This window comes from Candidatus Poribacteria bacterium (assembly GCA_021162805.1).
GTDB lineage: Bacteria > Poribacteria > WGA-4E > B28-G17 > B28-G17 > JAGGXZ01.
In genome coordinates this window covers 46,557-72,817 of record JAGGXZ010000003.1, presented here as the reverse complement: position 1 = coordinate 72,817, position 26,261 = coordinate 46,557, and the positions used below count along the sequence as shown (strand labels likewise).

The following is a 26,261-nucleotide window of genomic DNA, read 5'->3' as shown; positions in this document are numbered from 1 at the left end:
CGGTCAACACCGCAGCCTGTATCGCAGCGCCCATCGCAACCACCTCATCCGGATTTATCCCCCTGTGCGGCTCCTTACCGAAGAAATCCCTCACAACCTCCTGAACTTTCGGCATCCTCGTCTGTCCCCCCACCAATATCACCTCATCTATATCCCCAGGCTTCAGCCCCGCATCCTCCAACGCCTTCTTGCAGGGCTCAAGCGTGCGCTGTATCAGGTCGTCAACCAACTGCTCCAGCTTTGCCCTCGTCAGCTTCATCACCAGATGTTTTGGTCCGCTGGCGTCGGCGGTGATGAAGGGGAGGTTGATCTCAGTCTCCATCACACTCGATAGCTCACACTTCGCCTTCTCCGCCGCCTCCTTCAACCGCTGCAACGCCATCGGATCCCCCCTCAAGTCTATCCCATGTTCCCTCTTGAACTCCTCCGCTATCCAGTCTATTATCCGCTGATCAAAGTCATCTCCTCCCAGGTGCGTGTCACCATTCGTGCTTCTAACCTCGAACACTCCCTCTCCTATCTCCAAGATCGATATGTCGAACGTCCCTCCTCCCAAGTCATACACCGCTATCTTCTGATCTTTCTTCTTGTCCAGACCATAGGCCAAGGATGCTGCCGTAGGCTCGTTTATGATCCTCAGAACCTCCAGCCCAGCTATCCTGCCCGCATCCTTCGTCGCCTGCCTCTGTGCATCGTTGAAATATGCCGGAACGGTGATCACCGCCTGGTTTACGGGCTCCCCTAGATATTTCTCCGCATCCTCCTTCAGCTTTCTCAGTATCATGGCCGATATCTCGGGGGGCGAGTATTCTTTGCCCTGGACTTTGACTCTGGCGTCACCGTTTGGCCCTCTTGTGACCTGGTATGGGACGAGTTCGATTTCGTGGGTGACCTCATCGTATTTTCTTCCCATGAATCTTTTGATGGAGTAGATGGTGTTATCGGGGTTGGTGATCGCCTGCCGCTTGGCGGTCGATCCCACGAGCCTTTCGCCCTCCTTGGTGAAGGCGACCACAGAGGGTGTCACTCTGCCGCCTTCGGCGTTAGGTATGACTTTGGCCTCTCCGCCCTCGAAGATGGCCATGCAGGAGTTGGTTGTGCCGAGGTCTATTCCTATCGCCTTAGCCATCTTTCATTCCTCCTTTTTCTATGAAATCTTTCTCGCCTCATCCCCTTCGTATTATCCAACTGGTCCATCTGACCAGTATAGAGCTCCGAAGGGAGGATTGAGGCGTTGAGCGCCCGGATGTCGAGAGCGCCCTCCCTATCGTCCTTATGAAATCGGGCACACATATCGGTTTAGGCACGAACGCGTAGGCACCCGCTTCCAACAGGTCGAGCAGATTATTGTGATTCATCTCCGAGGCGCTCATGATTATAACGGGTATGCCCGGCATGATCCCTTTGATGACTTTGAGGACCTGTAGCCCGTTCATGTCGGGCAGATTGTAATCGACCACAGCTAAATCCACGACGCCTTGGCGGACGATCTCCATGGCCGTTCTGCCGTCCACAGCAGGCACAGCCTCATATCCCGCCCTCTGAAGGTTCTGCATGATCACATCAAGCGAGTTGATATCGTCATCTACGATCAGCACCACCGCTCTTCCCTCCTTCATCGTCACCACCTCTCCTCAATGGCCAAGACGCCGGTTCGGATGGAGTGAGGAGCAATATGCATGCCAGGTGAGTGGGAAGAGATGAAATACGATGTATGGCGGTCGAAAAAGGGGACCTGCGTCTGCTACTGTCATTATGACATAAAAAGTGGATAAAGCATATGCCGATTTGGCATCATCGACCTTTTATCCTGAACTCCAGCCCCGGTATGGGGTATCCTCTGGGATACCCCTCCTCCAGGGCGAGCAGGGCGAAAGCGGTGTCCGAGATAGGGGATTCAAACCTCCAGAAGCCATCTTGACTTTGAAGCGATTTCAGCTTCGAGAAAAGCTCGTTAAACCATCTGTGCTGAACGCCGTGGGAGTCGAGAACAGTGAAATTTCCCAGCGATTTCAGGCTTTTGGACATGAAGTAGTAATAGGGCCCCACCTCCTTATACCCCAGTCCGGGATTGACGTCGAAATTGAAGTTGTCCATCACCCATTTGAAGGCGGCTCTGACGGGCATATCATACGGTTTGAAACCGCAGTAGAGATATCCCAGCAATCCGGCATACGTGGCGCTGCCGTAGGGAATCGGCCTGTTCCTATCATCTACGCCGGCGAGACTGGTTGAAGGTGAGGTGATGAAACCGCCGCTGTTAACGCTCGCCCACGGCTGATCGTTCACCTCATCGTAATACTGACAACGTTCCAGAAATTTGGCAGCTTTGTTCCAGACCGGATCATCAGGGGCGATCTTCCCTTCTCTCATCGCCATAAGCGCGAAGATGGTCGCGTAGATATCGCCGAATCCGCCGTAATTGGGGTCATTCGGCGATATCCCCTCCCCTTCGTCCATCTGAGCTTGTATGAGAAACTTCAGACCTCCTCTCACAAGATCGCTGTATCTCGGATCGTTCAACCGGATGAGGGCGAGGATGGCCATAGCTTTCTGTGCGACATCCCCCCATAACCCCGTTTTACCCCTTATCGGCGCTGAAAGGTTGAGATTTCGAGCTATATACTCCGCGCTGTCGGATATATACCTCGGGATAAAACCATCTTTGAAGGAAGGCTGTTTCATCAGGGCCATCATCGCCAGGGAGGTTACGCCCAATCCGCCGGGATATGATCCGTCATCGTTGCACTTGCCCCTGAGCCATTGTGCCCCTTTCCGAATGCTCTCCTTAACCTGTACCCTCAGCCTTCTGATCGAAGCGACCAGGTTTCGTTCCTCCTTGGTCAATATGGACATATCCGGTTCCTTGAGCTCTTTCCCCTTTTTCCCTTTTTGATCTCCTCCACATCCCAGGGATGCAACGAGAAAAGCTATCATTATGATGATACAGAGCCATCGTCTCATCGGCTATCCTCTTTTAATCTGAAGGTTATCGGCACCTCTAGGGTAAGACTTCGTTCGATCGTGTATGATTTGAGAGGGGGAAAAGGTGCGGCGCGCTTTATCGTCATAACCGCCGCCCGATCCAGAACTGGATATCCGGATGAGCTTATAACCCTCACATCGCTGAGGGTTCCATCGAAGTTGATGGTGAACGAGACCACCGCCGTGCCCTCATATCCGGCCCGACGGGCTTCAGGAGGATACCGTTTGGCCGATTCGAGCTTGCGACGGATGATCTGGATCAGATCCTCCATGCTGCCCAGCGGGATCTGAGGGGATGAGGAGGATGAGAGGAAGGATTGAAGTCCCGGCGACTCCGGTTTGATCTCCGGAATCAGATCCGGTTCGGGTCGGCTTGAAGGCGCTGTAAACCGTATGGCGCGGTCGAATCTGACGCCATTCACGGGCTCCATCACAAGGATATCGCCTACAAACGGTCTGCCTTGATCTTCCTCAGGGGGGATCAGCCCGGTTTCCCTCGCTGATAATCCGATATCCGCATATGTCCGCGGCAGATCAACGTGACGGGCTATTCTCATCTTATGCCCTAAGCCCACTGTGGACGGAGGTGCGGGAGAGACGGGCTCTTTATGCATAAACGGACGGGGAGCTTTCTGTCTCTCCCGAGTTACCATCTCGATGGAGATGGCATCCTCGCTGATCTCCTGGTTTTTCCCCGATATCACGAGATATCCTATGGCCGCCAGAAAAAGGTGGAGGACGAGTGATATGGTCAGTGAGAAGAGGGTGTTTTTTGATCGTTCAATGGACATCTGCCGTCACAGCCTCCTTAAGCCCCTCCTTCTCCTCAGAGGCCTCTCTCAGGTATCCCGCCGCCTCCTCAGGCGGTGTCGGATTTATGTAGAATCCCGTTCCCCATTCAAAGCCGGCCATCTTCGTCAGCCGGGGCATTATCTCGATATGCCAGTGATAATATTCCAGATCGTCCGGCTCCCGACAGGGAGTCGTATGAAGTATGTAATTATACGGCGGATAATTCAGGGTGATTTCCAGCTTCCTTATGGTCGATTGGAGCACAATAGCGAGCTCTTCTATCAGCTCATCGTCGATATGTTCGTATTTGGTCATATGTTTACGGGGGAGTATCCAGGTCTCAAACGGAAACCTGGAGGCATATGGCTCGAAGGAGATGAAGTTATCCGAAACCTCGACCAATCTGATCTCATCCTTCAGCTCCTGTCTGATCATATCGCAGAAGACGCACCTCTCCTTGTAGGAGTAATATCTCTTCGATCCGTTGAGCTCCTCGACCACGCGCTTGGGCACGATCGGAGTAGCAATGAGTTGGGAATGGGGATGCTCCAGTGAAGCTCCCGCCGCCTCTCCATAGTTCTTGAATATCATCATGTATTTAAGCCTTTTATCTCCCGTGAGATCTATGATCCTCTCCTTATAGGCCTTAAGGGTGTTGACGACGAAGATCTTATCCATGGTTCCCATAGTGGAGTTGTGTTCTGGAGTTTCGATTATCACCTCATGAGCGCCGATCCCGCTCATCTTATCATACATACCTTCGCCCACCTTCTCCAGCTCGCCTTCAATCCTCAGGGCGGGAAATTTATTGCTGACGACCCTTGTCAGCCATCCCGGCGTATTCGGTTCCGTTCCGGGCTTTCTGTAAGCCAGGATCTCAGGCGGTGTGATCTCCTCGTTCCCATAACAGAAGGGGCAAAATCCCCCCCGCCTTTTGGGCTGGGCGGATCCGAAATCAGATGGCCTCTTTCCGCGTTCGGTGGAGATGATAACCCACCTATCGATTATCGGATCTCTTCTTAGCTCCGGCATACCTCTAACCTCCTTAAAGGGCGGAATCGGTCGCTCGCCTCTGAAACCATATGGTAACTTATCCGCGATTCTTCTGTCAACTTCATCATGGGACGGACAGAAATTCCCCAGCTTTCTGCGGAGGCTCGTCGCATCCCCCGTTGACTTAGAATCCCAATTGTGGTATTAGTTAACTTCAGGGAGGAGTGATAATCAACTCATATCGGGGTGAGAATATGGGAGTAGAGGAGATAATATCGAAGATGAGCCTGAAGGAGAAGATAGCTCAACTCGGCTCGATCTCGGTGAGGGATCTCATGGAAGGAGGCAGATTTTCGCCCGAAAAGGCCCGCAGACTCATACCCGATGGCATAGGTCAGATAACGCGTGTGGCAGGATGGTCAAAGCTATCGCCCAAAGAGGCTGCCGAATTGGCAAACGATATTCAAAAGTTCCTTAAGGAGGAGACAAGACTCGGGATACCGGCCATAGTTCACGAGGAGTGTCTGAGCGGGTTCATGGCCGACAAGGCCACGACATATCCCCAGGCGATAGGGCTCGCAAGCACATGGGAACCCGATTTGATCCGGCGCATGACATCGGCTATACGCAGAGAGATGCGTGCGGTGGGCGCCCATCAGGGTCTCTCACCCGTGCTGGATGTGCTAAGGGACCCGAGATGGGGCAGGGTCGAGGAGACCTTGGGCGAAGATCACTACCTGGTAGCGTGTATGGGCGTCGCCTATGTGATGGGATTACAGGGCGATGATCTCAGACAGGGCGTGATAGCGACCGTTAAACACTTCGCCGCCCATGGCTTTCCCGAGGGCGGTAGGAACTGGGCGCCCGTGCATATGGGGATGCGAGAGTTCAGGGAGATCTTCCTCTTCCCGTTCGAGGCCGCCGTCAGAGCGGCGAAGGTTAAGTCGGTCATGAACGCATACCATGACCTCGACGGCGTGCCTTGTGCGGCGTCCAGAGAGCTCCTGACCGACATACTGAGAGGAGAATGGGGATTCGATGGGATCGTCGTCTCGGACTACGGCGCGATAGATATGCTCCGTACCGCACATCATACGGCCGCCGATAAAAAGGAGGCAGCCCTTCAGGCCCTGGAGGCGGGAATCGACGTGGAGCTTCCGGGGATAAACTGCTACGGCGAACCTCTGCTTCAGGCCGTTGAAGAGGGACTTGTATCCGAATCCCTGATAGATGAGGCCGTCAGAAGGGTGCTGAAGGTTAAGATGGAGCTCGGTCTTTTCGATAACCCCTTCGTCAGCCCGGATGACGCCCCCGCTATCTTCGACTGCGATGAGCACCGATCGCTGGCTCTGGAGATCGCACGTAAATCCATCGTCCTGCTTAAAAACGATGATGGGCTTCTGCCACTTAAGAAGGATCTCGGCTCGGTAGCCGTCATAGGGCCCAACGCTGATAGCGCCAGAAACATGCTCGGCGATTACACCTATACGGCCCATCTCTCCCTGGGTGAGTCGGCCGTGCCGATAGTAACGGTGCTGGAGGGGATCAAGGCCAAGGTATCGGAGGGGACCGTCGTCCGATATGCCAAAGGATGCGAGGTCTTCGGTGGGACGAAGGATGGATTCCCGGAAGCGATCGAGGCGGCCAAAAATTCCGATGTCGTGATCCTAGTGTTGGGCGGGAAATCCGGTCTTTCGGGCACCGATACGTGTGGCGAATTCCGGGACAGAGCCGATCTCGGTCTGCCAGGATATCAGCGCGAGCTCGCCGAGGCTATACTCAGTGTGGGAAAACCGGTGGTCGTGGTCTTCATAAACGGTAGGCCGTTTTCCGAGGAATGGATCGCGGAGAACGCCGGGGCGATCCTGGAGGCATGGCTGCCGGGTGAGGAAGGAGGAAACGCCGTGGCAGACGTGCTGTTCGGCGATTATAACCCCGCGGGCAGATTGCCCATCTCCGTGCCCCGTACGGTCGGCCAGATCCCCATCAATTATAACCGCAAGCCGGCCTCACATAGGGATTACGTCTTCACCAAGGGCACACCCCTCTTCCCCTTCGGGCATGGACTGAGCTACACCACCTTCGAATACAGCAATCTGGAGATAAACCCCGATAAGATCGGACCGGCAGGGCAGGTCACTATAGGTCTCAAGGTTAAAAACACCGGAGATCGTGAGGGGGATGAGGTGGTGCAGCTCTACATCCGCGATGTGGTGGCGAGCGTCACGAGGCCGGTCAAGGAGCTTAAGGGCTTTAAGAGGATGACGCTGAAACCCGGCGAGGAGAAAAAGGTTACCTTTAAGCTCTCAGCCGATCAACTGGCCTTCTACGATAAATCCGTCAAGCTCGTCGTCGAGCCCGGGACGTTCGAGGTGATGGTCGGGAGCTCCTCTGAGAACATAAGGCTTAAAGGCAGCTTCCAAATCGTCGGCGAAAGGCGGGAGGTCGTCTCGCCGAGGACGGTCTTCACCGAGATCGAGGTCACTTAAGCGATGAGGTTTCCTCTGAGATCGCTTTACGTACTGACCGATCCGAACCTGTCTCGTGGCAGAAGCCATGTGGAGGTAATCCGCGAGGCGATAGCAGGTGGGGCGGAGATCGTGCAGCTCAGGGATAAATCCGCCTCGACGAGAGAGCTCGTTCAAATCGGCGAGACATTGAGACGGATCACACATGAGGCGGAAGTGGTCTTTATAGTCAACGATAGGGTTGACGTGGCGTTGGCCGTCGAGGCAGACGGGGTACATCTGGGTGCTGAGGATATGCCGATAGGACACGCTCGCAGGCTGATGGGCAGGAGGATCGTGGGCGCATCGGTGGATAACGAGGAGGAGGCGATCAGGGCCGTCGAGGAGGGTGCGGACTACGTCGCCATCGGCCCGATATTTCCCACCACGACAAAGCCGGACGCGGGGCCGGTCGCCGGCGTGGATATGATCCGTAGGGTGAAGGAGGCCGTGGATGTGCCTGTGGTTGCGATAGGTGGGATAAACTCGCTTAACGTCAGACAGGTCATAGAGGCGGGGGCGGATAGCATCGCCGTTATCTCAGCGGTCGTGTCCGCCCTCGATGTCCGTCGGGCGGCCAAAGTTCTCACTGAGATCATAAAAACTCATCGCTCATATTACCGCTGAGTTTAGCAGAGATTCTTATTATAGGTCATTTACATTTGTCGTCATTTATGGTCATTTTCAATGACGGCGAAGCCAAATGACCTAATGACAGCAAATGACGGTCGAGCTGTGGACGGTGGACAATTGGCCATAGATGGATATTACACTCAAGGAAAGTAAGAGCAATCTCGTTTAAGTGAGTGAGGAGATCAGATGAGGTTGGGAATCGATTTTTCGGCCTATACTACCAAAGAGCTCATAGCCACCTTCATCACCCTCGCCGTCATCTACACCGTGCTCATTTTGCTGCGCAGATACCTCTTCTCGAAGATAACCGATCCCAAAAAACGGTATGCCGCGAACAAGATCGCCTTCTACGGAGCAACCTTCCTGTCGGTCATCGTGCTGACGTTGATCTGGTTGAGCTCCCTATCGAACGCCGCCGTTTTCATAAGCGCTGTGAGCGGGGGCGGCGTTCTGGCCCTTCACCAGACGATCCTCAACATGGCGGGATGGTTGATCATCATGATCAGACGCCCCTACAGACCTGGCGATAGGGTGCAGATCGGCCAGATCAAGGGGGATGTCGTGGACGTGAGCCTCTTTTGGACGACACTGCTTGAGGTCGGCGAGTGGGTTGAGGCCGAGCAGAGCACCGGTCGTCTCGTCACCTGTCCGAACAGTACCATCTTCACACAGAACGTCTTCAACTACACCAAGGGATTCAACTTCATATGGAACGAGATATCCCTCGTCGTCACATTTGAAAGCAACTGGAAGGCGGCGAGACAGATCATCACCGATATCGCGTACAAGAACTTCAACGAGGAGGTTAAAGAACGGGTTCAGCGGCAGATTCACGCGATGAGCAAGCGGTATATGATCTACTATCGATATCTCACGCCGATAGTTTACGTCACGATATCCGATTATGGCGTGAAGCTGACCCTCAGATATCTGACCGAGGTTCACAAACGCCGCTCATCTGAGGTCGAGATCTCGACGCAGATACTTGACGCTTTTTCCGAGAGGGATGACGTGGAGCTGGCATATCCGACCTACAGGATCTACAGGCGTTCGGAGGAATCGGTCTAGAACCAACTGTAGATGGGTATTCTAAAGGCCAGTCCCATAAGCGCCCAGAAACATCCCATCACCGTCTCGTCCAGGACCAATCCGGCGAAGAGGAGGGCAAAGATCAGGTTCATCGGCGCCGCCAGGATGGTGCAGAACTTCGCGAAAGCTTCGAGAGAATAGTGTTGGAATTTTGAGAAGTCCTGGCTTACCCTTGCCTCATGGCAACAGCGAAAGTATAATTTATTCGTGTACTCGCATGGATTCTAAAGGAGGAGAGAATGGACTTGAATGAAAGGGCTATAGCGCAGTATGATACCGAAAACATGCTTGAGCTGCTTGTTGGGTTTCCCAATCAGTGTCGTGAGGCATATCGAATAGGATTAAGCGTCGATCTACCGAAAAGTTACAGATACGCTCAGAATATCGTCATATCAGGTATGGGCGGTTCTGCGATAGGCGGAGATCTGATCCGTTGCGTTCTGAATCGATACACCGTCGTGCCGATAATCGTCAACAGACATTACTCGATACCCGAGTTCGTAAACGAGAAAACGCTGTTTGTCAGTTCAAGTTACTCGGGGAATACCGAGGAAAGCATTGAGGCGTTTCGTGATGCGATAGAGGCAGAGGCGATGTGCATGGCGATAACGAGCAACGGTGAGTTAGAGAGGCTTGCCGTTGACTACTATATCCCCACTATTAAAATACCCTCCGGAATGCCGCCCAGATGTGCCTTGGGATATACCTTCATTCCCGTCCTGACAGCAATCTGTCGCCTTGGATTCGCCCCGAACTTCAATCTCAAATATGAGCTGGATGAGGCGATCTCGATACTGGAGGGTATGTCGCAGGAGCTGAGCCCCCAAAATCCAGATAATCTCTCTATTCAGATCGCCCGAAGGATCTACGGTAAGATACCCATCTTTTACGCCTCCCAGGATCTTGAGGCTGTTTATGTCAGATGGAAGGGGCAAATGAGTGAAAACAGCAAGTCGCTTGCCTATGGTAACTGCTTCCCGGAGATGAATCACAACGAGATCGAGGGATGGAGGCATCCCGCCGGGCTTCTGGGTAAGCTTCATGTGATCCTGCTGCGTGATAGATTTGACCATGAACGCGTTCAGAGGAGAATGGATATCACTAAAGAGCTTATCGAGGGATACCCGGACGGAATAAGTGAGGTATTCTCAAGGGGAGAGGGGATTTTGGCTCGATTGCTTTCGCTGATATACATCGGCGACTTCGTCAGCTTCTATCTTGCCGTTTTGAATGAGGAAAATCCTACACCTGTTGAAAGGATCGGGGTTCTCAAATCGCGCCTGATCGAATAAAGCCTTTCAATGATCCAGAGGTGATGGGAGATGCCCGAAAGGTTTATTACAGTTGCGACCTTCGATAATCCCTTTAAGGCTCATCTAGCTAAATCCAGACTGGAATCAAGTGGGATAGAGTGTTTCCTCTCTGACGAATTCATCGTCACCGTTAACTGGCTCTATTCGAACGCCGTTGGAGGAGTTAAGCTACAGGTGAGGGAGTCCGATCTGGAAAGAGCCTCGGAGATCCTCAGCATGGGGCCATCCGATGTCGAGGTTTCAGATTGGGAGGAGCTAGATGAGGGTCCCATGCGGCCCCGATGCCCTAGATGTAATTCCGCCAACGTCCATTATGAGAGATACTCGCGCCGGTTTATGTATCTTTCGTGGTTATTCCTAGGTATACCGTTCCTACTCCTTAAAAGAAAATGGAGATGTGATGAGTGCGGATATCGATGGAGGATGTAATTATGTGATGATCCGACTTGAGCTTTGACAGCATGTTCTTCGAATAGTAAAATTCAAAGTGTGGGTTTTACAGGATGGAGTTAAGGGGGTGGAGTTGAAGGAAGAGGCCCATCATTACGAACGAGTTTCCTTCCGGTCGGCGCTCATAGCGATCTTGATTATACCCTTTAACAGCTACTGGATTCTGTATCTGAGTTATGTCTTCGATTCAAACAGGCCCACCAGCATAGCACTTCTTTTCAACGTCATATTCATCATGCTTATCCTCATAGCGCTCAATTCGCTGATCAGGAGGATTATACCCCGCGGGGCGCTGAGTCAGGTGGAGCTTCTGACGATATACGCCATGCTCTGTCAGGCCTCGGCTTTCGCTGGGCGAGATATGATCCAAGTGTTGGTGCCGCTTCTGGGGAACGGATTCTGGTATGCGAGGCCTGAAAACGAATGGGCGGAGCTGTTTCATAGTTACCTGCCCAAATGGCTGGTGGTGCCGGATAGGAAGATACTGCGCGGGTTTTACGAGGGGAACTCCTCGCTATACGAGGCGGGTCACTGGCGGCCGTGGGTGAGACCGCTGGCCATATGGACGGGGTTTATCGGGGTGATGAGCTTCACGATGCTGTGTTTGAGCGTGATACTGAGAAAGCGGTGGAGCGAACATGAGAAATTAACCTATCCGATCGTGCGTCTTCCACTTGAGATGACGAAGGAGAGGTCGGATTTGAACCTGTTCCGTAATAGATTGATGTGGCTGGGATTTGGCATAGCTTCCGCCATAAACGCTATAAGCGAACTGGGTCAGATCTTCCCGCAGATGCCGTTTCTGCCCCTATACAAGGAGGTTCACTTCTCAGAGAAGCCCTGGAATGCGATGAACAGCCCAGGGCTGGGGTTTTCCCTCTTCCCCTTCGCTATAGGGCTGGGATATTTCATACCGCTCGATCTCGCCTTTTCGTGCTGGTTCTTCCATCTGTTCTGGCATTTTGAAAGGGTCCTGGGGAGCGCCATGGGATGGCGGGCGGTGGGTTTTCCGTTTCGCACGGCACAGCTGCAGGGAACATGGATCGGCCTTTTCATATTCGCCATATGGAGCGGCAGGCGATATTTCCTCTCCGTTTTCCGATCGGCCTTCGGCAGGGAAAAGAGGATCGACGATACCGGAGAGGCGATGAGGTACAGGATGGCGGTTTGGGGGGCGATTCTGGGCTCAACCTTCATGATCATATTTGGATGGAGGATGGGGATGTCGTTGTGGTTCGCTCTGCTCTTCTTCGGGATATATCTCGCCATGTCGATCACGGTCACCCGCGTCAGAGCCGAGCTCGGTCCGCCCGCGCATGATTTCTATAACGCCGGTCCTGATACCATCCTGACCTCCTTCTTGGGCACACGACGAATCGGAAAGGAAAGCCTGAGTGCGATGACGCTCTTCTTCTGGATAAACCACCTATCCTATCGGGCCCATCCCATGCCCCATCAACTGGAGGCGCTGTGGCTCGCAAGACAGACCAAGGTCAACGCCCGAAGGCTGGCGTTCTTCCTGATCTTGGGAGCTCTTCTCGGTACGATCACGGCGGCGTGGGGTCATCTGCACATATCATATCACCTCGGGCTGGATCTGTGCAGGTCATGGTATGCAAGGGCCGCCTATAACCGTCTGGCATCGTGGATGTATAATCCTACAGGACCGAATAAAAACAACATCATCTTCACGGGAGTCGGATTTTTCTTCACCGTATCCCTTCTGAACCTGCGGAAGAGGTTTCTGTGGTTTCCGCTTCATCCGGTCGGATATGTCGTCTCGAGCTGGTGGACGTTTACGGGATTATGGTTTCCGATCCTCATAGCCTGGTTATCCAAGCGGTTCATCCTCAGCTATGGCGGAGCAAAGGGATACAGACGAGCGATGCCCTTCTTTTTAGGTTTGATAATGGGCGATGCCATGACAGCATCCATTTTCAGCATCATAAGCTCGGCCATGGGGATCAGAGTGGTGTATCTCAGATGGTGATTCACCGACTCCAACCCGTCTTGATCTTACCCCACATCAGGGTGAGCTTCCCCTTTGAGGTGACAGGGGTGAATCCCGTCATATATTCCCCGATCTCATCCTCTGAGAACGGACGATTGGCGACGATCACCTCGTCTATTATCCCCTTAAACCGGCCGTGCCTTGCATCCGGTTTGGCTCCGTCCGACTCGGCTCCGACGTAAAGGTTAGCGGTGTTTATGTCTATTTTCCCCGGCCAATTTCCCTCCGCCACCTGTTTGCCGTCGCGGTATAACCGTATCTTTTTGCCATCATAGGTAACCGCCGCATGCACCCACTTATTGAGAGGGAGCGGATCTGAATCGGCGATTCTGTGGTAAGTGCCGGAGATCCGCATTTCGGAGTCCAGCTTCTCCGGTACAGCGTTCTCCCAGCCGCTGACTTCCAGACAGTACGCGCCACCCTGCTTCTTGGATATGATCGTCTCGCCCAGGTTTCCAAGCAGTATCTCAGGCTTGAAGATCCACGCCATCAGCGTTATCCCGTCGGAGATATCTAAAGTGGGGTTGGCAGGCACTTCGACATAGGCGTTCTTGCCGTCAAACTCCAACGCCTTGCCATATTTACCGTCTACCGCCTTAGCACCATGGATCGTTCCATCGTTTCCGTTGCCCGAGAGGTCAGGGACCTTATCGCCCTCGATCTTATCGAAGGAGAAATAGATCACGATGGAAGGATCTAGGTCGCCTATCGCCATCGGACTCGTCAGGAGCATCACACCGAGAATTAAAACGATCCAAGATTCTCTCATTCGGATAACCTCCTTGTGTGATATTCGGTGTCATCTTAACACAAGCTCGAACCCCTGTCAAGTGAGGAAAACGGAGCGGTTACCTGGGCAATCTCTCGCGCAGCGATATCTTCCTCTCATCGGTTCCAACATGTCTCAGTAGTTCGAGGTAAGCGTCGTGAAGCCGTTTCGCCTCCTCCATCCGCTCGGGATAGAGATTATGCCCTTGAGCCGGATCGTCCTCGATGTTGTAAAGCTCCGCCGGATAATCCGGTCCCCTGTAATGAAGCGTCCAGATGCCGTCCGTTATGCTGGAGCAGACCGGTCTTTTGGGGTTATCGGACAGCCCGGGCGATGTGACGGCGATGATCTGTGAGGTGGAAATTCATCTCTTCCCTCCGGTATCTTTAGCCATATTCAATCGCATTATAGCATCAACGGTTATCGCGGCTCAAGCTTTAACGATCCGGGCTGCTTGATTTCACCTGGGTTTTAGCGTATACTAGTAACCAGCTCTTGACATACAATCCATCTCGATGCTAGAATTCACTTAGATTTTCCAATTCCTCTTCGGAGGCGAACCGTGAAGAAGTTCTACATCATCGAGGCCATCGTCTTAGCTGCCTTTGTCCTGGGGATTTTCATCGGGCGAGCTATGATGAGCGAGGACAGATATTTTCGTAACTATTATGACGACGCTGCCAAAGCCTATCAGAAAGCGGTCAAACTTGATACCCCTCCGGTCAGCTCCGATGAGCCCAAACGGCTCAAGAAGGTGCTCGGCCTTTATAGAAAGGTGTTTGAGAAATACAGGGATAGCTCCGTTGCCGATGACGCCCTCTTCACTCTTGCCTCTAGAATCCCTCCCGGCGATGAGGATGCCTTCATCCTTTTCAGGAAGCTCATAAGGGAATATCCGGATAGCGACTATGTGGATGACGCCCTCTACGCCATAGGTATGGGCCATTTCAAGAAGAAGAATTACGACAGGGCGATGAGGGTCTTCTCACAGCTTATCGAGCAATATCCCACCAGCCCGCTCGTGGATGAGTCGAAGTTCAACAGGGCGATGTGTTACTATGGACTGCAGGATTGGAAGAGGGCGATGGAGGAGTTCACGAAATTCGAGGAGGAGTACCGCAGCAGCGAGCTTATGCCGGCCGTGAGGTTCTACATAGGCATGATATACTATAACGAGCAGGATTATGATAAGGCGCTTGTGGAGTTCAAAAACCTGGTTGACCTCGCCAACGAGAAATATTCCCCCAAGGCGCTCTTTCAGATAGGACTCATACATTTCAACAGGAAGGAGTATGAGGACGCCATAGAATCCTTCAGAGAAGTGGTCGAGAGATATCCGAACGATGAGATGGCGGAGGAGGCTCAGTTCAATATAGCCTGGACATACGACGTGGAGGGCAAGAGAGAGGAAGCCTTAAAGGAGTTTCAAAATCTCCTGCAGAAATACCCAAGCACGAAGTTCCTCAGCACCGCCTACAAGGTGATGGCGCGGATCTATGTGAATCTGGGACAGACGGAAAAGGCGGTGGAGATGTATCGAAAGATCGCCGAGAATAAATCCCTCGATTACGATACCCGCCGCAGCGCACAATATGCCATAGGTAGGATCTACGAGAAGAAAGGCGATTACGTCAAGGCTATTCAGGAGTATGAGAGACTGCTCAAAGACTTCCCCGAGCCGCATTCCGAACCGGCTCACCCGTCAAACGAGATAGACGAGGGTTATATAAATAGGTTGAAGGATAAGATATCACAGCCAGGATGAGGGGGATAAGGATGGACGAGAGGAAAAGGATTCTGGTGATAGACGATGAGCTCAGCATAAGGAAACTGTTGAAGATGGAGCTCGAGGAGGAGGGATATGAGGTGGTCGTGGCGGAGGACGGGATTGACGCGCTGGATAAGCTCTCCAAGGAGAGGTTCGACCTCATAACCCTTGATATCCGTATGCCTAATATGGATGGGATAGAATTCCTGACCAGGGTCAGGGAGAAGGACAAGAAAGTGCCGATCATCATCTGTACCGCATACGGAACCCATAAGCGGGATCTTGTGGTGTGGGGCGCGGATGACTATGTGATAAAGTCGGGCGATCTGACGGAGCTGAAGGAGAGGATCAAAGCCCGCCTTGAGGGGGGAGGAGGATGATCTGGATATCCTTACTCTTAAGCTACCTCATCGGAGCGATCCCCTTCGGGCTGATAATCGCAAAAGGCTGGAAGAGAGTGGATGTTCGGAGATACGGCAGCGGAAACATAGGCTTCACCAACGTGCTCCGGGTGGCCGGTCCCGGACCGGGGTTCGCTACGTTGGTTTTGGACGTCCTAAAGGCTTATATCTCAGCGAGATTCGTATCGAGGCTGGGAGGTGAAGTCCCATATCTCACAGCAGCCTGTGGTGTGGCAGCCATCATCGGCCACAACTGGACCGTCTATCTGAAGTTTAAGGGGGGAAAAGGCATAGCGGCGACCATCGGCGCATTCCTTGCCCTTGACCCGATGTTGACCCTCCTGGGATTGGGCGTTTGGGCTGTGACGGTGGGATTGACCAGATACGTCTCGCTCGGCTCCATCCTCTTCGTCTGCAGTCTCCCCGTGTGGGTCGCCATCTTCGGGGCGGTGGAGGGATGGTCGAATCGATATACCTATATGATCATGGCCGCCGGGGCGATAGCCGTCATGGGCCTTATCAGACACATAGGCAACATAAAAAGGCTTATAAACGGCACGGAGAGAAAGCTGGGCGAAAGGGTTCAAACCTCTTAGAGTAGATCCCGCCTGTTACAAGTTTTTGCCCCCCTGATAGATAGGAGGTAGTGGAAGAATGGAGGAAACCACGGAGGAAAGAACAGCAAGGCTTGAGGGGATAATGGAACAGATCAACCAGAGGTTGAACCATATAGAGGTGGAGATAAGCGATCTACGCAACGCTGTGAAGTCCGAGACGGATACGCTGAGAGGAGAGACTGTCGGTCTGAGATCCGAGATGAGCGACATGCGGGCAGAGATGCATACTAGAATCGACGGGCTGAGATCGGAAATGTTAGGTGAGATAACCGGTCTGAGATCTGAGATGAGCGACATGCGAGCGGAGATGCATACTAGAATCGACGGGCTGAGATCAGAGATGCTGGGTGAGATAACCGGTCTGAGATCCGAGATGAGCGACATGCGGGCAGAGATGCATACTAGGATTGATGGGCTGAGATCGGAAATGGAATCTAGGATGGACAAGCTGAGGTCAGAGATAATGAGCGAGATAGAAAAACTGAGGCTCGATATGCAGGGGGAGATAACCGGGTTGAGATCTGAAATAGGTGAGCTAAAATCTGAGATACATAAGAACTTCAGATGGCTTGTGGGGATAATTATCGGCGTGTTGTTCCCGATGTGGGTCACCATCATATTGACCATACTCTTCAAAAGGTGACCCATCCCGGAAAGAATATAGAGGAAAGGAGAGGCAATGATGAATTTAACCAAAGAGGAGATAGCGAAGCTACAAAAGCCCAAAGACGATAGGATAGCGGTGCTCCGCGAGGAGCTCAAGGGTCAGATAGATTTCTCCGGCATGTCCGTGGGAGAGATTAAAAAGGGCGAACAGTATGAGGAGGCGATCAGGGTAACGGAAAACCTGAAGATAACGGCCGGGATATGGTACCTCGCCGTTCCGGACCCTCAAAACGATGCCCTTCGCGACAGGTTCGGCCTCTCATATGTGGAAGGGGGAATGTCTCCTGAGGTGGCCTTCGAGTTCCTATACCGCCTGGGGGTGCGCGGCATCTCCTTCCATTACCCGGGCGAGCTGGGCGAGGATAATCACGCCAAAATCAACGAGATGCTTTCAGAGAGGGGCATGTATATAGCCTCCATAGCGGCCAACACCTTCTCATACCCCATCTTCAGCGCCGGCGGGCCGTCCAATAACGATCCCCGCATCCGCGAGATAGCGCTTCTGATGAACATGAGGGCACAGGAGCTGGGCAAAAGGTACGGATGCAGGTTCCAGACCGATTGGGCTGGCAGGGATGCCTTGGCTGGACACTTTATCCACGCCGCCTCCGAAAAGTGGAGATGGACCCGGCAGATCTACGCCACCAACCTCATATCGGTCAACGGCGAGGTGGGATATGCGATCGAGTTCAAGCCCTACGACCCGGGTGAGAGGGCGGTCATACCGGATGTTAACGCCGCTCTGAGGATGTGTATGGAGGTCGAGGAGGAGGTGCGTCAGACGCTGATCCACGCCTACGGTGAAGAGGAAGGCGAGATGCTCTTCGAGTCAAATTACAGGGGAAAGATGGGCGTGAACATAGAGGACGCCCACGTCTACCTCCTCGGCGGGCATCAGACGGTGGCCGATGCGGTGGATCTCTGTCTGGAAGCGGGAAGGCTTTTCCTGCGCCATCCGAACGATTCGCTGGGGAAAATCGATACGGACGATATCTTCGGCAAGTATCATCCGCTCGACGCCCTCGAGGCGTGCTACTACGAGGTATCAAAAGGATATGACGGGGCATATGAGCCCGATATCTTCCCGAAGGACGACGACAGGCTCAGAGCCTTTATAGCCTCGATCAATCAGATAAGCAAATATCGAACCTACGCCCGGATCTTGATGGAGGAGCCGTGGGCTAAGAGGTTGGAGGAGGCCAAAAAATCGGGCAAACCGAGCAAAGTGTATGAATTGCTGGACGATCTGCTCACGATGAAACTGGATTACCCCAAGATCCCGCTGGACCTGGCCGATAGATTCAGGAGGGATGTGCTATGATTTATCTGAAAGGGTTGACGAATCTCTGAAAAATAAGGATCGGCTATGGATGGGATACGATAACCTATATGAAGCAGCATGATCGCCAGATCCGTCAGGTCGTTTCGTATCTAACCGGAGGGAACATTAAAATCAATGAAAAGAGGGACAAGGACCAGCTCATTCGGCTCACCGGGTAGGATAAATCACGATTCCACACCGTTTTACACAAGTAAGTTATATGAGGGACTCCCCAGAGAACAAAAGGTTAAATATGAGGAAAATCCGCTCCCCCAGGAGGTCTTAAACAAAATCTTCCGTAAATCCTCCGAAGAAATGGAGGAGCTACCGGATAATAGTGTGCATTTGATGGTAACCTCACCACCCTATAATGTGGGGAAGGAATACGATAGGGATTTTACGCTTAAAGAATATCTGGAATTCTTAAAAAGGGTTTGGAGGGAAGTTTACAGGGTTCTCGTTCCTGGTGGAAGAGCATGTATAAACATCGCTAACCTCGGCAGAAAGCCATATATTCCTTTGCATGCCTTCGTTATAGAAGACATGCTCGACATCGGCTTCCTTATGAGAGGAGAGGTTATCTGGAACAAAGCATCTTCCGCGAGTTCATCTACCGCATGGGGAAGTTGGTGCTCCGCGGCAAATCCTACGCTCAGGGATGTTCACGAGTATATCCTGATCTTTTCTAAAGGCACTTTTCAGAGGAAAAACCCGAGCAAGAAAAAAGACACGATTTCAAAGGAGGAGTTCCTGGAGTACACGAAGAGTGTATGGACGTTTCCGGCTGTATCCGCAAAGGAAATAGGTCATCCCGCGCCCTTTCCCGTGGAGCTCCCCTACAGATGTATACAACTTTACACATACGAAGGCGATGTCGTGTTAGACCCATTTATGGGAAGCGGCCAAACGGCTATCGCCGCGATAAAAACGGGGAGATATTATGTGGGTTACGATATAGAGGAGGAATATGTGAAATTAGCGGAAAGGAGGATAAGGGAATTTCTAATAGAGTATAAATCGCCTAAGCTATTTGAGGATGGTTCATGATCATAGCGATAACGATCAGACGCAGCTCATAGCCACGTTTAAGCTCTTTTCAAAAAGGGGAGGTTGCCTGAATGAACCATAACTTCTACGGTTCTTTCGTCCTGGTGCTCCACTCACATATCCCCTATGTCCTTCATCACGATCCTATGGAGGAGGAGATGATCCTCGAGGCGACGGCCGAGACGTATATCCCCCTCCTCAACGTTCTTTACAGGCTGGTTGAGGAGGGGATATCGCCGAAGGTCACCCTCACCATATCGCCCGTCCTGGCTGAGCAGTTCGCAAATCCCTACTTTAAGACGAGGTTCGAGGAGTACTGCCTTATGAAGGCCGATTTCGCCCGCAGGGATCAGAGGGAATTCGAGGGGAAAAACGAACACATGCGATATCTGGCTCGAAGGTGGGAGGAGTATTACACGGAGAGGTTACGGGATTTCAACGAGCGATATGGCAGGGATCTGATTCGGGCGCTCAGAGGGCTCCAGGGTGATGGACATGTGGAGCTGATGACGTGTGGCGCCACTCACGCCTATTTCCCCGCCCTATCTCAGGACACGAGCATACAGGCTCAGGTCAAGATGGCGGTCAGATGTCATACCCACCATTTCGGCGAGCCTCCCCGCGGCATATGGCTGCCGGAATGTGGTTACAGGCCAGCCTGTCATTGGAGTCCGCCTCTGACCTCCTATAGCTCCCTACCACCCTATCCCCGAAAGGGGATAGAGTCCTTTTTAAGCGAGAACGATCTGGAATTCTTCGTCGTGGATTACTATCAGCTTATGAGGGCATGGCCGGATGATGTGTGGAAGACACCGCTCGACACCTATTACGTCAGCGGGCCGCAGATACCCAAAAAGCCTGTGACCGTCTTCGTCCGCGATTTTCAGCTCTCCTTCCAGGTGTGGAGCCATGACATGGGATATCCCGGAGACGGGGTATACCTCGACTTCCACAAACGGCATGCCGACGGTAGGCTCAGATATTGGAAGATCACATACAATAAGCTCGACATGGCCTTCAAGGATCTCTACTATCCGGAGGATGCCGAGCGGAAGCTGATGGAACATGCCGGACATTACAAATGGTTGATAACCGAGAGCCTCAAGGCCAACTACTATAACACGGGCCAGGCCAAACTGGTGATGACGGCCTTCGATACGGAGCTGTTCGGTCACTGGTGGTTCGAGGGAGTTCAGTGGCTCTATTACGTCCTGAAATGGGTCCACGCCGATCCCGAGATAAGGGCGGTCACCTGTAGCGAATACATGGACGAAAACCCCGCTTTCAACTGGGTCTGGCTTCCCGAATCCTCGTGGGGAAAGGATTTCGACAACAGCACATGGATGAACAAGGAGGTCGAATGGGTCTGGGAGAGGATCTATCACGCCGAACGGGAGATACAATACCTTGCCAAGGCCTTTTCAGATAGGGATGACCCGACCCTTGGAAGGATCCTCCGGCAGGCGATCAGGGAACTCTTTATACTTCAGGCCTCAGATTGGGAGTTCATGATAACCAACTGGAGCACGAGGAATCTTGCCGAAAAGCGGGTGGTCGAAAGACATGAAGATTTCAAAAGACTCGCCAGGATGGCCTGGGATTACGGAAACGGGAAAGGCCTGAGCGAGTCGGATTGGAGGTTCCTCCAGGAGTGTGAGCTGAGGAACGAGGTGTTTATGGACCCCGAGATAAAGTGGTTCAGGGAGCTGGAATATCCGCCTCAGCTTTGACCCTTTTCGCCGATGAGCCTGAGGAAGTCCTCCTCTGAGAGGATGGAAATTCCGAGCTCCAACGCCCGCCGGTATTTCGATCCGGGGGAGTCGCCCACGATCACGTAGTCAGTCTTTCGACTGACGGATGAGGTGACCCTTCCGCCGAGCCGCTTGATCTTCTCCTCGGCCTCAGAGCGGGTCATACTTGAAAGCGCTCCGGTCAGCACGAAGCTCTTCCCAGCCAAGATCGCCTCTTCCTCCTCGGCCTTTCTCTCCTCTGATGTTTTCACCCCGGCCGCCTTGAGCTTTTCGATCACCCTCTGGTTGCTATCCTGGGCGAAGAACTGGACTATGCTCTCGGCGGTCTTGATCCCTATCTCCGGTATCTCCACGAGCTCCTCGACCTTCGCTTTGGCCAGATCATCCAGGGATCTGTAATTCTGGGCCAGAATCTCGGCCGCTTTCTCGCCAACGAAGGGTATGCCGAGACCGAATATCAGGCGCGAAAGCTCTCTCCCCTTGCTTTCCTCTATCGCCTTAAGGAGATTTTCGGATGACTTTTCGCCCATCCGTTCGAGCTCGACCAGATCCTCCCTCTTCAGGTAGTAGATATCGGCTATGTCTTTGACGAGCCCCTTTTCGACCAGTTGATCGATGAGGGATTTTCCAAGCCCCTCTATATCCATGGCATTTCGTGAGGCGAAATGCTGGATGCGCCGTTTGAGCTGGGCGGGACAGGCGATATTGGTGCATCGGACAGCTACCTCTCCTTCCACCCTGACGACCGGTCCGTTACAGACGGGACATCTTTCGGGCATCCTGAAGATCCTCTCCTCACCGGTGCGTTTTTCGGTGACAACCGCCACCACCTTAGGTATCACGTCGCCGGCTCTCTCCAGTATGACCGTATCACCTATTCTGATGTCCTTTCGCCTGATCTCATCCTCGTTATGTAGAGTCGCGTGAGTTATGGTGGCGCCGGCGAGATTCACCGGCTCCAGAACGGCCACGGGGGTGAGCACCCCGGTTCTTCCCACCTGAACTTTGATCTCGACTATTCTGGTCATCGCCTGGCTGGCTGGGAATTTATATGCGACGGCCCATCTGGGGCTCTTCGCGGTCGATCCCAGCTCGCGCTGTTGTCTGAGCGAGTTGACCTTCACCACAACGCCGTCTATGTCGTAATCTAGCTCCCCGCGTCTCCTCTCCCACTCCCTACAGTATTCGATGACGTCATCTATCGAATCGAAGAGCTTGGTGTGCGGATTGATCCTGAATCCCCACCTGTTCAGGGTTTTGATCGCCTCGAGATGTGTCTGAAACTCCCTGCCCTCCACATAGCTGAGCGTGTAGATGAAGATGTCCAAGGGACGCCGAGCGGTGATCCTGGGGTCAAGTAGTCTCACCGATCCGGCCGCGGCGTTCCTGGTGTTCTTGAAGGGCGGCTCCCCGTTTTTGATCCTCTCCTCGTTCACCTCGTCCAGTTTGCTCTTGGGCATATAGACCTCACCCCGGACTTCCAGGACGGGGACCGATAGGCCATCCTCGCGAAGTTTGAGGGGTATGGATTTTATGGTCCTAAGGTTGCCGGTCACATCCTCCCCGTGTAGGCCATCGCCGCGCGTCGCCCCTCTGACCAGAAATCCGTTCTCGTAGAGCAACGCCACGCCCAGCCCGTCTATCTTGAGCTCTGCCACATATTCGATCCTCTCGCCCGGCAATAACCTCTTGATCCGCTCGTCGAACTCCCGAAGCTCATCGGCCGAGTATGTGTTGTCCAGGCTTAACATGAAAACCCTGTGCTCGACGGTGGGGAACCCTTCGGCGGGCTGTCCACCCACCCGTTGGGTCGGCGAGTCGGGGGTTATGAGCTCCGGATGTTCGGCCTCAAGTCTCTCCAGCTCCTTCATCAGTTGGTCGAACTCGTAATCCGTTATCTCGGGGTTATCCTCCACGTAGTACTTATACTCGTGATATCTTATGAGCTCCCGCAGTTCCTCTATTCTTTCCTTAACCCTTTCCATTTCATTCATCCCTTTTTACCTCCTGCCTCGAACATAACGTCCACCGCTTGTCCGGAGTGGTTTGCCTCGCGTCCCATCCGATAGGGGTTTTCAGGGTCTAGATGCCACCACCTCGCCAAACAGACATCTCCGGTTGTGGGTGCAAATGGTGATGAAATATGCTCCCGGACGGCTGTAATCATAACCTTTCAACCGAATCGATCGGCGGTGATATATGTTAGGATCGTATTTCATAGCGGATCAGGAACCTCCTGATGAAGTTTGGGCCTGTTGCAGCAGAGCGTTGAGTGCGTTGTTCAGCTGTTCGAGAGCCTCGGCGGCCTCTTTGATCTTACCCTCACCCATGAGCTTCTTGTAGTTTTCAAAGGAGGTTTTAGCAGTCGCGGCCAGATCCCTCCAGGTGAGTTTGGGCTGTTTCTCCTCGCTCGTCTTTTCCTCCTGGACGACCTGCCCCACGAAGATCCTGTTTAAAGCCTGGATGAAGTTCGCGCCCCATGCTAATCTATCGCCCGCCGCCACGACGACCTGTTTCAGCTCCGGCCTTTTGGCGTCCTTGGCCTGTAGATAGATCGGCTCGACATAGAAGAGGGTATCCTCAACGGGGATGGTCAGGACATTTCCTCGGATGACCGAAGACCCTCCCTGATCCCACAGCGATAGCTGTTTGGACATATCGGGATCCTGGTCTATCCTGTCCTCGATGATCTCTGGCCCATCTATCTCCCTGCCCTTGGGGAGTATATACGCCCGGAGCCTGCCGTAATACTCGGCATCGCATCTGGCCACCAGCCAAGCTATGAGATTCCTTTTCCCCGCCGTGGGCGTAAAGGGCATCATGTTGACGAACTCCACGTGTTTCTCTCCGGGAAGCTTGATCGTGGCATAATAGGGGACCATCTCCCGTTTCTCCTTGGTGTAGTACAGCTCCAGCGGTAGCTCCCACTTGTCCTCCTGTCCGTAGAAGACCTGCGGATCCTGCATGTGATAGACGGTGTACATCCTGGAGAGTATGAGGGTGAGGATGTCGGGGAATCGGCCATGATCTATCAGGCCGTCGGGTATCTCCTCCTGTGGCCTCAGCATCCCCGGGAAGATCCTCTTATAGACCTGTACCATCGGGTCGGTCTCATCGCGGATGAAGAAGTATACGTCGCCGTTATAGGCATCTATCATGGCTTGAATGGAGTTACGGATATAGTTGAACTTATTCCTAAGCCCCCAATCGGGAGCGTATTTGGTCTCCGGTTTAGGCTGCGGGCCGGGATAGGGCTCGGAGTACGGATAATGCTTACTATGTGTGAAGGCATCGACTATCCACCACAGCTTTCCCGATTTCCCGACGACGATATAGGGGTCCCTATCGAACATCAAAAAAGGTGCCAGAGCCTTGATCCTATCCAGAACGGCCCTTCGATACATAACTCTGCTTTGAGGTTGAAGGTATTTCGAGAGGATGACGTTGAGTTTGGCGAAACGCCACATGAAGGCCAATCTCCTGAAACCTCGACCTAGCTGCACGCCTCCCCGTCCTTTGTAGAAGGTGTAGACGTTTTCCTCCCCCTCTCCTTGTGGGGATCGAATCGAATAGTCCAGTTCCGGCTCACCCGTGTTGACGAAGATATGCTCCTTCGTCATCTCACCGAAATAGATCTCCGGCTGTGTTATGGTGAACTCGGGATAGGAGCTCGAAGGCGGTATATCCTTAACCCAGTAGTTCGGCCTGCCTTCAGGTGTGAATTCGTTGACCGGCACGATCACCACCCCATATCCATGGGTGTATTTCAACCTCATGTTAACCCACGTTCTGGCGAACTTCGGAATTCTCTCAGGATTCATCTCCCTAGCTGCTATCATCACCTGACGATATTGCCCGTTGACCATGTATCTGTCCACATCCACGTCGTAGAAGCTATAATACGGCCTCAACTCCTGCAGGTCGGTCAATGTCTTGTAAAGCGCCTTCCGATCCCATAGCTGCATGTTGTCGAGTATCCACTGATTTCCCCTTATCACATCAAGCGTGGCGAGCTTATTGACCAATCCCGTCTCTTCCTCGATCTTATCCAGCCCGTATGCCTTACGCGTCATCTTGATGTTATTCGAAAGGTATTCCAGCTCCAACACCCTCTCGGTGGGCTTGACCCTAAACTCCTGGACGAGGAAAGGGTAAAGCTGAACCCCTAAGAGATAGCTTAAAAACCAAACAGCACAGGCCGTCACCCAGACAATCTTCTTACGGAACTTGAGATTAAACAGGAGCACGAGTCCGATCAGGATCAGGATGACGATATGCGCCTTCAGAGCGGGAATATGGGCATGTGCCTCGGCATATCCGACACCGTAAACCGTCCCTCTGCTCGAGAAAAGCGTTTTCCATATGGATATGCGCGATCGGAGAATCGAAACGATAAGGGCGGCGATCCAAAGGGCGGTGCCGTGATATAGGATCCCGGATCTGGCTCGTATCAGGGATTGTGGATCTCTGTTGGAGTAGAAGTTATAGATCCAAAGCAGCAACCCCGCGCTGAGCCATACCAGCGCCTTCATCCAGGCGGTGGTGAAATCCTTAAATCTCAACGAGAACATGTAGAACCCTATGTCCTTGTTGAATATCGGGTCCTTTTCACCCACCTCGACCCTGTTTCGGTTCATGAGATAATCCTGCCAGAACGGCACAGCAGCTATCCCGAATATGATGGAGATAAGCAGTATCACGCTCACCATCATCCTGTGGAAGGCCTTCGTCCCCTGATCGGCCCATCTTCTGAAGGCCTGAGGAACTGGACAGATCGCCCTTGCGATGAAGAGATTGAGCAGCATAAAGCATGCCGATATACCTCCATACAGGAAAAAGAGCTCCCACCTAGTCATAAGAAGCTTCCAAAAGACCTGGGAGTACCCGAGATGCTCATACCAGAGCTTTTCCGTGTAGAGGTAGGCGGCTGAAGGGAGGGCCATGATCAGGCTGAGGAAGCTGCCCACACCGAGCAGGACATACCCTTTTACCTTATCAACTCGGTTGCGCCTCCTCACACCACGGCGTAGTAGAAGAATGGACCCGATGATAACACCGAGCTCTATCAGAATAGCCAGAAAGAAAATGGCCGATATCAAGAAAGGTCTCATGATTTCATCACCCGCCCTGGGATATCACCTGCTGTCA

At 52.9% G+C, this 26,261-nt stretch carries 21 protein-coding genes; 13 read left to right on the top strand and 8 right to left on the bottom strand.

Features of this window, described 5'->3' with window-relative positions; translation table 11 throughout:
• From dnaK to galT, 5 genes are all read right to left on the bottom strand, one after another.
• The coding region (gene dnaK / locus J7M22_00530) for a molecular chaperone DnaK (GenBank protein MCD6505083.1) at positions 1-1,129 on the bottom strand (1,129 nt) is incomplete at its 3' end.
• A 37-nt stretch (positions 1,130-1,166) separates the two neighbouring features.
• Positions 1,167-1,619, bottom strand: a complete 453-nt coding sequence (locus J7M22_00525; protein MCD6505082.1) for a response regulator — start codon at positions 1,617-1,619, stop codon at positions 1,167-1,169.
• Between the two features lie 175 nt (positions 1,620-1,794).
• Complete coding sequence (locus J7M22_00520; protein ID MCD6505081.1) at positions 1,795-2,964, bottom strand: terpene cyclase/mutase family protein; 1,170 nt, start codon at positions 2,962-2,964, stop codon at positions 1,795-1,797.
• Positions 2,961-3,776, bottom strand: coding sequence for an energy transducer TonB (locus J7M22_00515; GenBank protein ID MCD6505080.1), 816 nt, complete (start codon positions 3,774-3,776; stop codon positions 2,961-2,963). Before J7M22_00515 ends, J7M22_00520 begins: the two co-directional genes overlap by 4 nt.
• Positions 3,766-4,809, bottom strand: a complete 1,044-nt coding sequence (galT, locus tag J7M22_00510; protein MCD6505079.1) for a galactose-1-phosphate uridylyltransferase — start codon at positions 4,807-4,809, stop codon at positions 3,766-3,768. Before galT ends, J7M22_00515 begins: the two co-directional genes overlap by 11 nt.
• A gap of 215 nt (positions 4,810-5,024) precedes the next feature.
• On the opposite strand from galT, the gene J7M22_00505 reads away from it, so the two are divergent.
• The 6 genes from J7M22_00505 to J7M22_00480 all read left to right on the top strand — a co-directional run bounded on the left by J7M22_00505 (position 5,025) and on the right by J7M22_00480 (position 12,752).
• On the top strand, positions 5,025-7,259 hold the full coding sequence (locus J7M22_00505; protein ID MCD6505078.1) for a glycoside hydrolase family 3 C-terminal domain-containing protein: 2,235 nt from the start codon (positions 5,025-5,027) through the stop codon (positions 7,257-7,259).
• Positions 7,260-7,262: 3 nt separating this feature from the next.
• Positions 7,263-7,904: a thiamine phosphate synthase gene (gene thiE, locus J7M22_00500; GenBank protein MCD6505077.1), complete on the top strand. Its 642-nt coding sequence runs from the start codon at positions 7,263-7,265 to the stop codon at positions 7,902-7,904.
• Between the two features lie 192 nt (positions 7,905-8,096).
• Complete coding sequence (locus J7M22_00495; protein ID MCD6505076.1) at positions 8,097-8,978, top strand: mechanosensitive ion channel family protein; 882 nt, start codon at positions 8,097-8,099, stop codon at positions 8,976-8,978.
• Positions 8,979-9,238: 260 nt separating this feature from the next.
• Positions 9,239-10,291 carry a bifunctional phosphoglucose/phosphomannose isomerase gene (locus tag J7M22_00490; GenBank protein MCD6505075.1) on the top strand — a complete coding sequence of 351 codons (1,053 nt, stop codon included), beginning with the start codon at positions 9,239-9,241 and terminating at the stop codon, positions 10,289-10,291.
• Between the two features lie 30 nt (positions 10,292-10,321).
• Complete coding sequence (locus J7M22_00485; GenBank protein ID MCD6505074.1) at positions 10,322-10,741, top strand: DUF2007 domain-containing protein; 420 nt, start codon at positions 10,322-10,324, stop codon at positions 10,739-10,741.
• An 88-nt stretch (positions 10,742-10,829) separates the two neighbouring features.
• Positions 10,830-12,752 carry a hypothetical protein gene (locus J7M22_00480; protein ID MCD6505073.1) on the top strand — a complete coding sequence of 641 codons (1,923 nt, stop codon included), beginning with the start codon at positions 10,830-10,832 and terminating at the stop codon, positions 12,750-12,752.
• Position 12,753: 1 nt separating this feature from the next.
• Here J7M22_00480 and J7M22_00475 read toward each other — a convergent pair whose 3' ends face one another.
• Positions 12,754-13,542: a LamG domain-containing protein gene (locus tag J7M22_00475; GenBank protein MCD6505072.1), complete on the bottom strand. Its 789-nt coding sequence runs from the start codon at positions 13,540-13,542 to the stop codon at positions 12,754-12,756.
• 562 nt (positions 13,543-14,104) lie between these two features.
• Between J7M22_00475 and J7M22_00470 the strand changes: the two genes are divergently transcribed.
• The 7 genes from J7M22_00470 to J7M22_00440 all read left to right on the top strand — a co-directional run bounded on the left by J7M22_00470 (position 14,105) and on the right by J7M22_00440 (position 21,092).
• Entirely contained in the window at positions 14,105-15,307 is a 1,203-nt protein-coding gene (locus J7M22_00470) for a tetratricopeptide repeat protein (GenBank protein ID MCD6505071.1), read from the top strand.
• Positions 15,308-15,318: 11 nt separating this feature from the next.
• Positions 15,319-15,690, top strand: a complete 372-nt coding sequence (locus J7M22_00465) for a response regulator (GenBank protein ID MCD6505070.1) — start codon at positions 15,319-15,321, stop codon at positions 15,688-15,690.
• Positions 15,687-16,307, top strand: coding sequence for a glycerol-3-phosphate 1-O-acyltransferase PlsY (plsY, locus tag J7M22_00460; protein ID MCD6505069.1), 621 nt, complete (start codon positions 15,687-15,689; stop codon positions 16,305-16,307). Before J7M22_00465 ends, plsY begins: the two co-directional genes overlap by 4 nt.
• A gap of 58 nt (positions 16,308-16,365) precedes the next feature.
• Positions 16,366-16,971, top strand: coding sequence for a DUF1640 domain-containing protein (locus J7M22_00455; GenBank protein MCD6505068.1), 606 nt, complete (start codon positions 16,366-16,368; stop codon positions 16,969-16,971).
• Positions 16,972-17,010: 39 nt separating this feature from the next.
• Positions 17,011-18,315 carry a hypothetical protein gene (locus J7M22_00450; protein ID MCD6505067.1) on the top strand — a complete coding sequence of 435 codons (1,305 nt, stop codon included), beginning with the start codon at positions 17,011-17,013 and terminating at the stop codon, positions 18,313-18,315.
• Positions 18,316-18,450: 135 nt separating this feature from the next.
• Entirely contained in the window at positions 18,451-19,362 is a 912-nt protein-coding gene (locus J7M22_00445; protein MCD6505066.1) for a site-specific DNA-methyltransferase, read from the top strand.
• A gap of 71 nt (positions 19,363-19,433) precedes the next feature.
• Positions 19,434-21,092, top strand: a complete 1,659-nt coding sequence (locus J7M22_00440) for a DUF1957 domain-containing protein (protein ID MCD6505065.1) — start codon at positions 19,434-19,436, stop codon at positions 21,090-21,092.
• Here the strand turns inward: J7M22_00440 and ligA are convergent.
• Both ligA and J7M22_00430 read right to left on the bottom strand, forming a co-directional pair.
• Positions 21,083-23,107 (bottom strand): NAD-dependent DNA ligase LigA, encoded by a 2,025-nt coding sequence (ligA, locus tag J7M22_00435; protein ID MCD6505064.1) that lies wholly within the window; start codon positions 23,105-23,107, stop codon positions 21,083-21,085. The genes J7M22_00440 and ligA overlap by 10 nt on opposite strands.
• Positions 23,108-23,338: 231 nt before the next feature.
• A complete protein-coding gene (locus tag J7M22_00430; GenBank protein ID MCD6505063.1) occupies positions 23,339-26,224 on the bottom strand; it encodes a UPF0182 family protein in 2,886 nt (961 codons plus the stop codon).
• Positions 26,225-26,261 lie beyond the last annotated feature (37 nt).

Bases quoted from the DNA above. Each gene is read 5' to 3' on its own strand.
- J7M22_00525 (MCD6505082.1), bottom strand. From the start codon at position 1,619: ATGAAGGAGGGAAGAGCGGTGGTGCTGATCGTAGATGACGATATCAAC.
- J7M22_00520 (MCD6505081.1), bottom strand. From the start codon at position 2,964: ATGAGACGATGGCTCTGTATCATCATAATGATAGCTTTTCTCGTTGCA.
- J7M22_00515 (MCD6505080.1), bottom strand. From the start codon at position 3,776: ATGTCCATTGAACGATCAAAAAACACCCTCTTCTCACTGACCATATCA.
- galT (MCD6505079.1), bottom strand. From the start codon at position 4,809: ATGCCGGAGCTAAGAAGAGATCCGATAATCGATAGGTGGGTTATCATC.
- J7M22_00505 (MCD6505078.1), top strand. From the start codon at position 5,025: ATGGGAGTAGAGGAGATAATATCGAAGATGAGCCTGAAGGAGAAGATA.
- thiE (MCD6505077.1), top strand. From the start codon at position 7,263: ATGAGGTTTCCTCTGAGATCGCTTTACGTACTGACCGATCCGAACCTG.
- J7M22_00495 (MCD6505076.1), top strand. From the start codon at position 8,097: ATGAGGTTGGGAATCGATTTTTCGGCCTATACTACCAAAGAGCTCATA.
- J7M22_00490 (MCD6505075.1), top strand. From the start codon at position 9,239: ATGGACTTGAATGAAAGGGCTATAGCGCAGTATGATACCGAAAACATG.
- J7M22_00485 (MCD6505074.1), top strand. From the start codon at position 10,322: ATGCCCGAAAGGTTTATTACAGTTGCGACCTTCGATAATCCCTTTAAG.
- J7M22_00475 (MCD6505072.1), bottom strand. From the start codon at position 13,542: ATGAGAGAATCTTGGATCGTTTTAATTCTCGGTGTGATGCTCCTGACG.
- J7M22_00465 (MCD6505070.1), top strand. From the start codon at position 15,319: ATGGACGAGAGGAAAAGGATTCTGGTGATAGACGATGAGCTCAGCATA.
- plsY (MCD6505069.1), top strand. From the start codon at position 15,687: ATGATCTGGATATCCTTACTCTTAAGCTACCTCATCGGAGCGATCCCC.
- J7M22_00455 (MCD6505068.1), top strand. From the start codon at position 16,366: ATGGAGGAAACCACGGAGGAAAGAACAGCAAGGCTTGAGGGGATAATG.
- J7M22_00450 (MCD6505067.1), top strand. From the start codon at position 17,011: ATGAATTTAACCAAAGAGGAGATAGCGAAGCTACAAAAGCCCAAAGAC.
- J7M22_00445 (MCD6505066.1), top strand. From the start codon at position 18,451: ATGAAAAGAGGGACAAGGACCAGCTCATTCGGCTCACCGGGTAGGATA.
- J7M22_00440 (MCD6505065.1), top strand. From the start codon at position 19,434: ATGAACCATAACTTCTACGGTTCTTTCGTCCTGGTGCTCCACTCACAT.
- ligA (MCD6505064.1), bottom strand. From the start codon at position 23,107: ATGAATGAAATGGAAAGGGTTAAGGAAAGAATAGAGGAACTGCGGGAG.
- J7M22_00430 (MCD6505063.1), bottom strand. From the start codon at position 26,224: ATGAGACCTTTCTTGATATCGGCCATTTTCTTTCTGGCTATTCTGATA.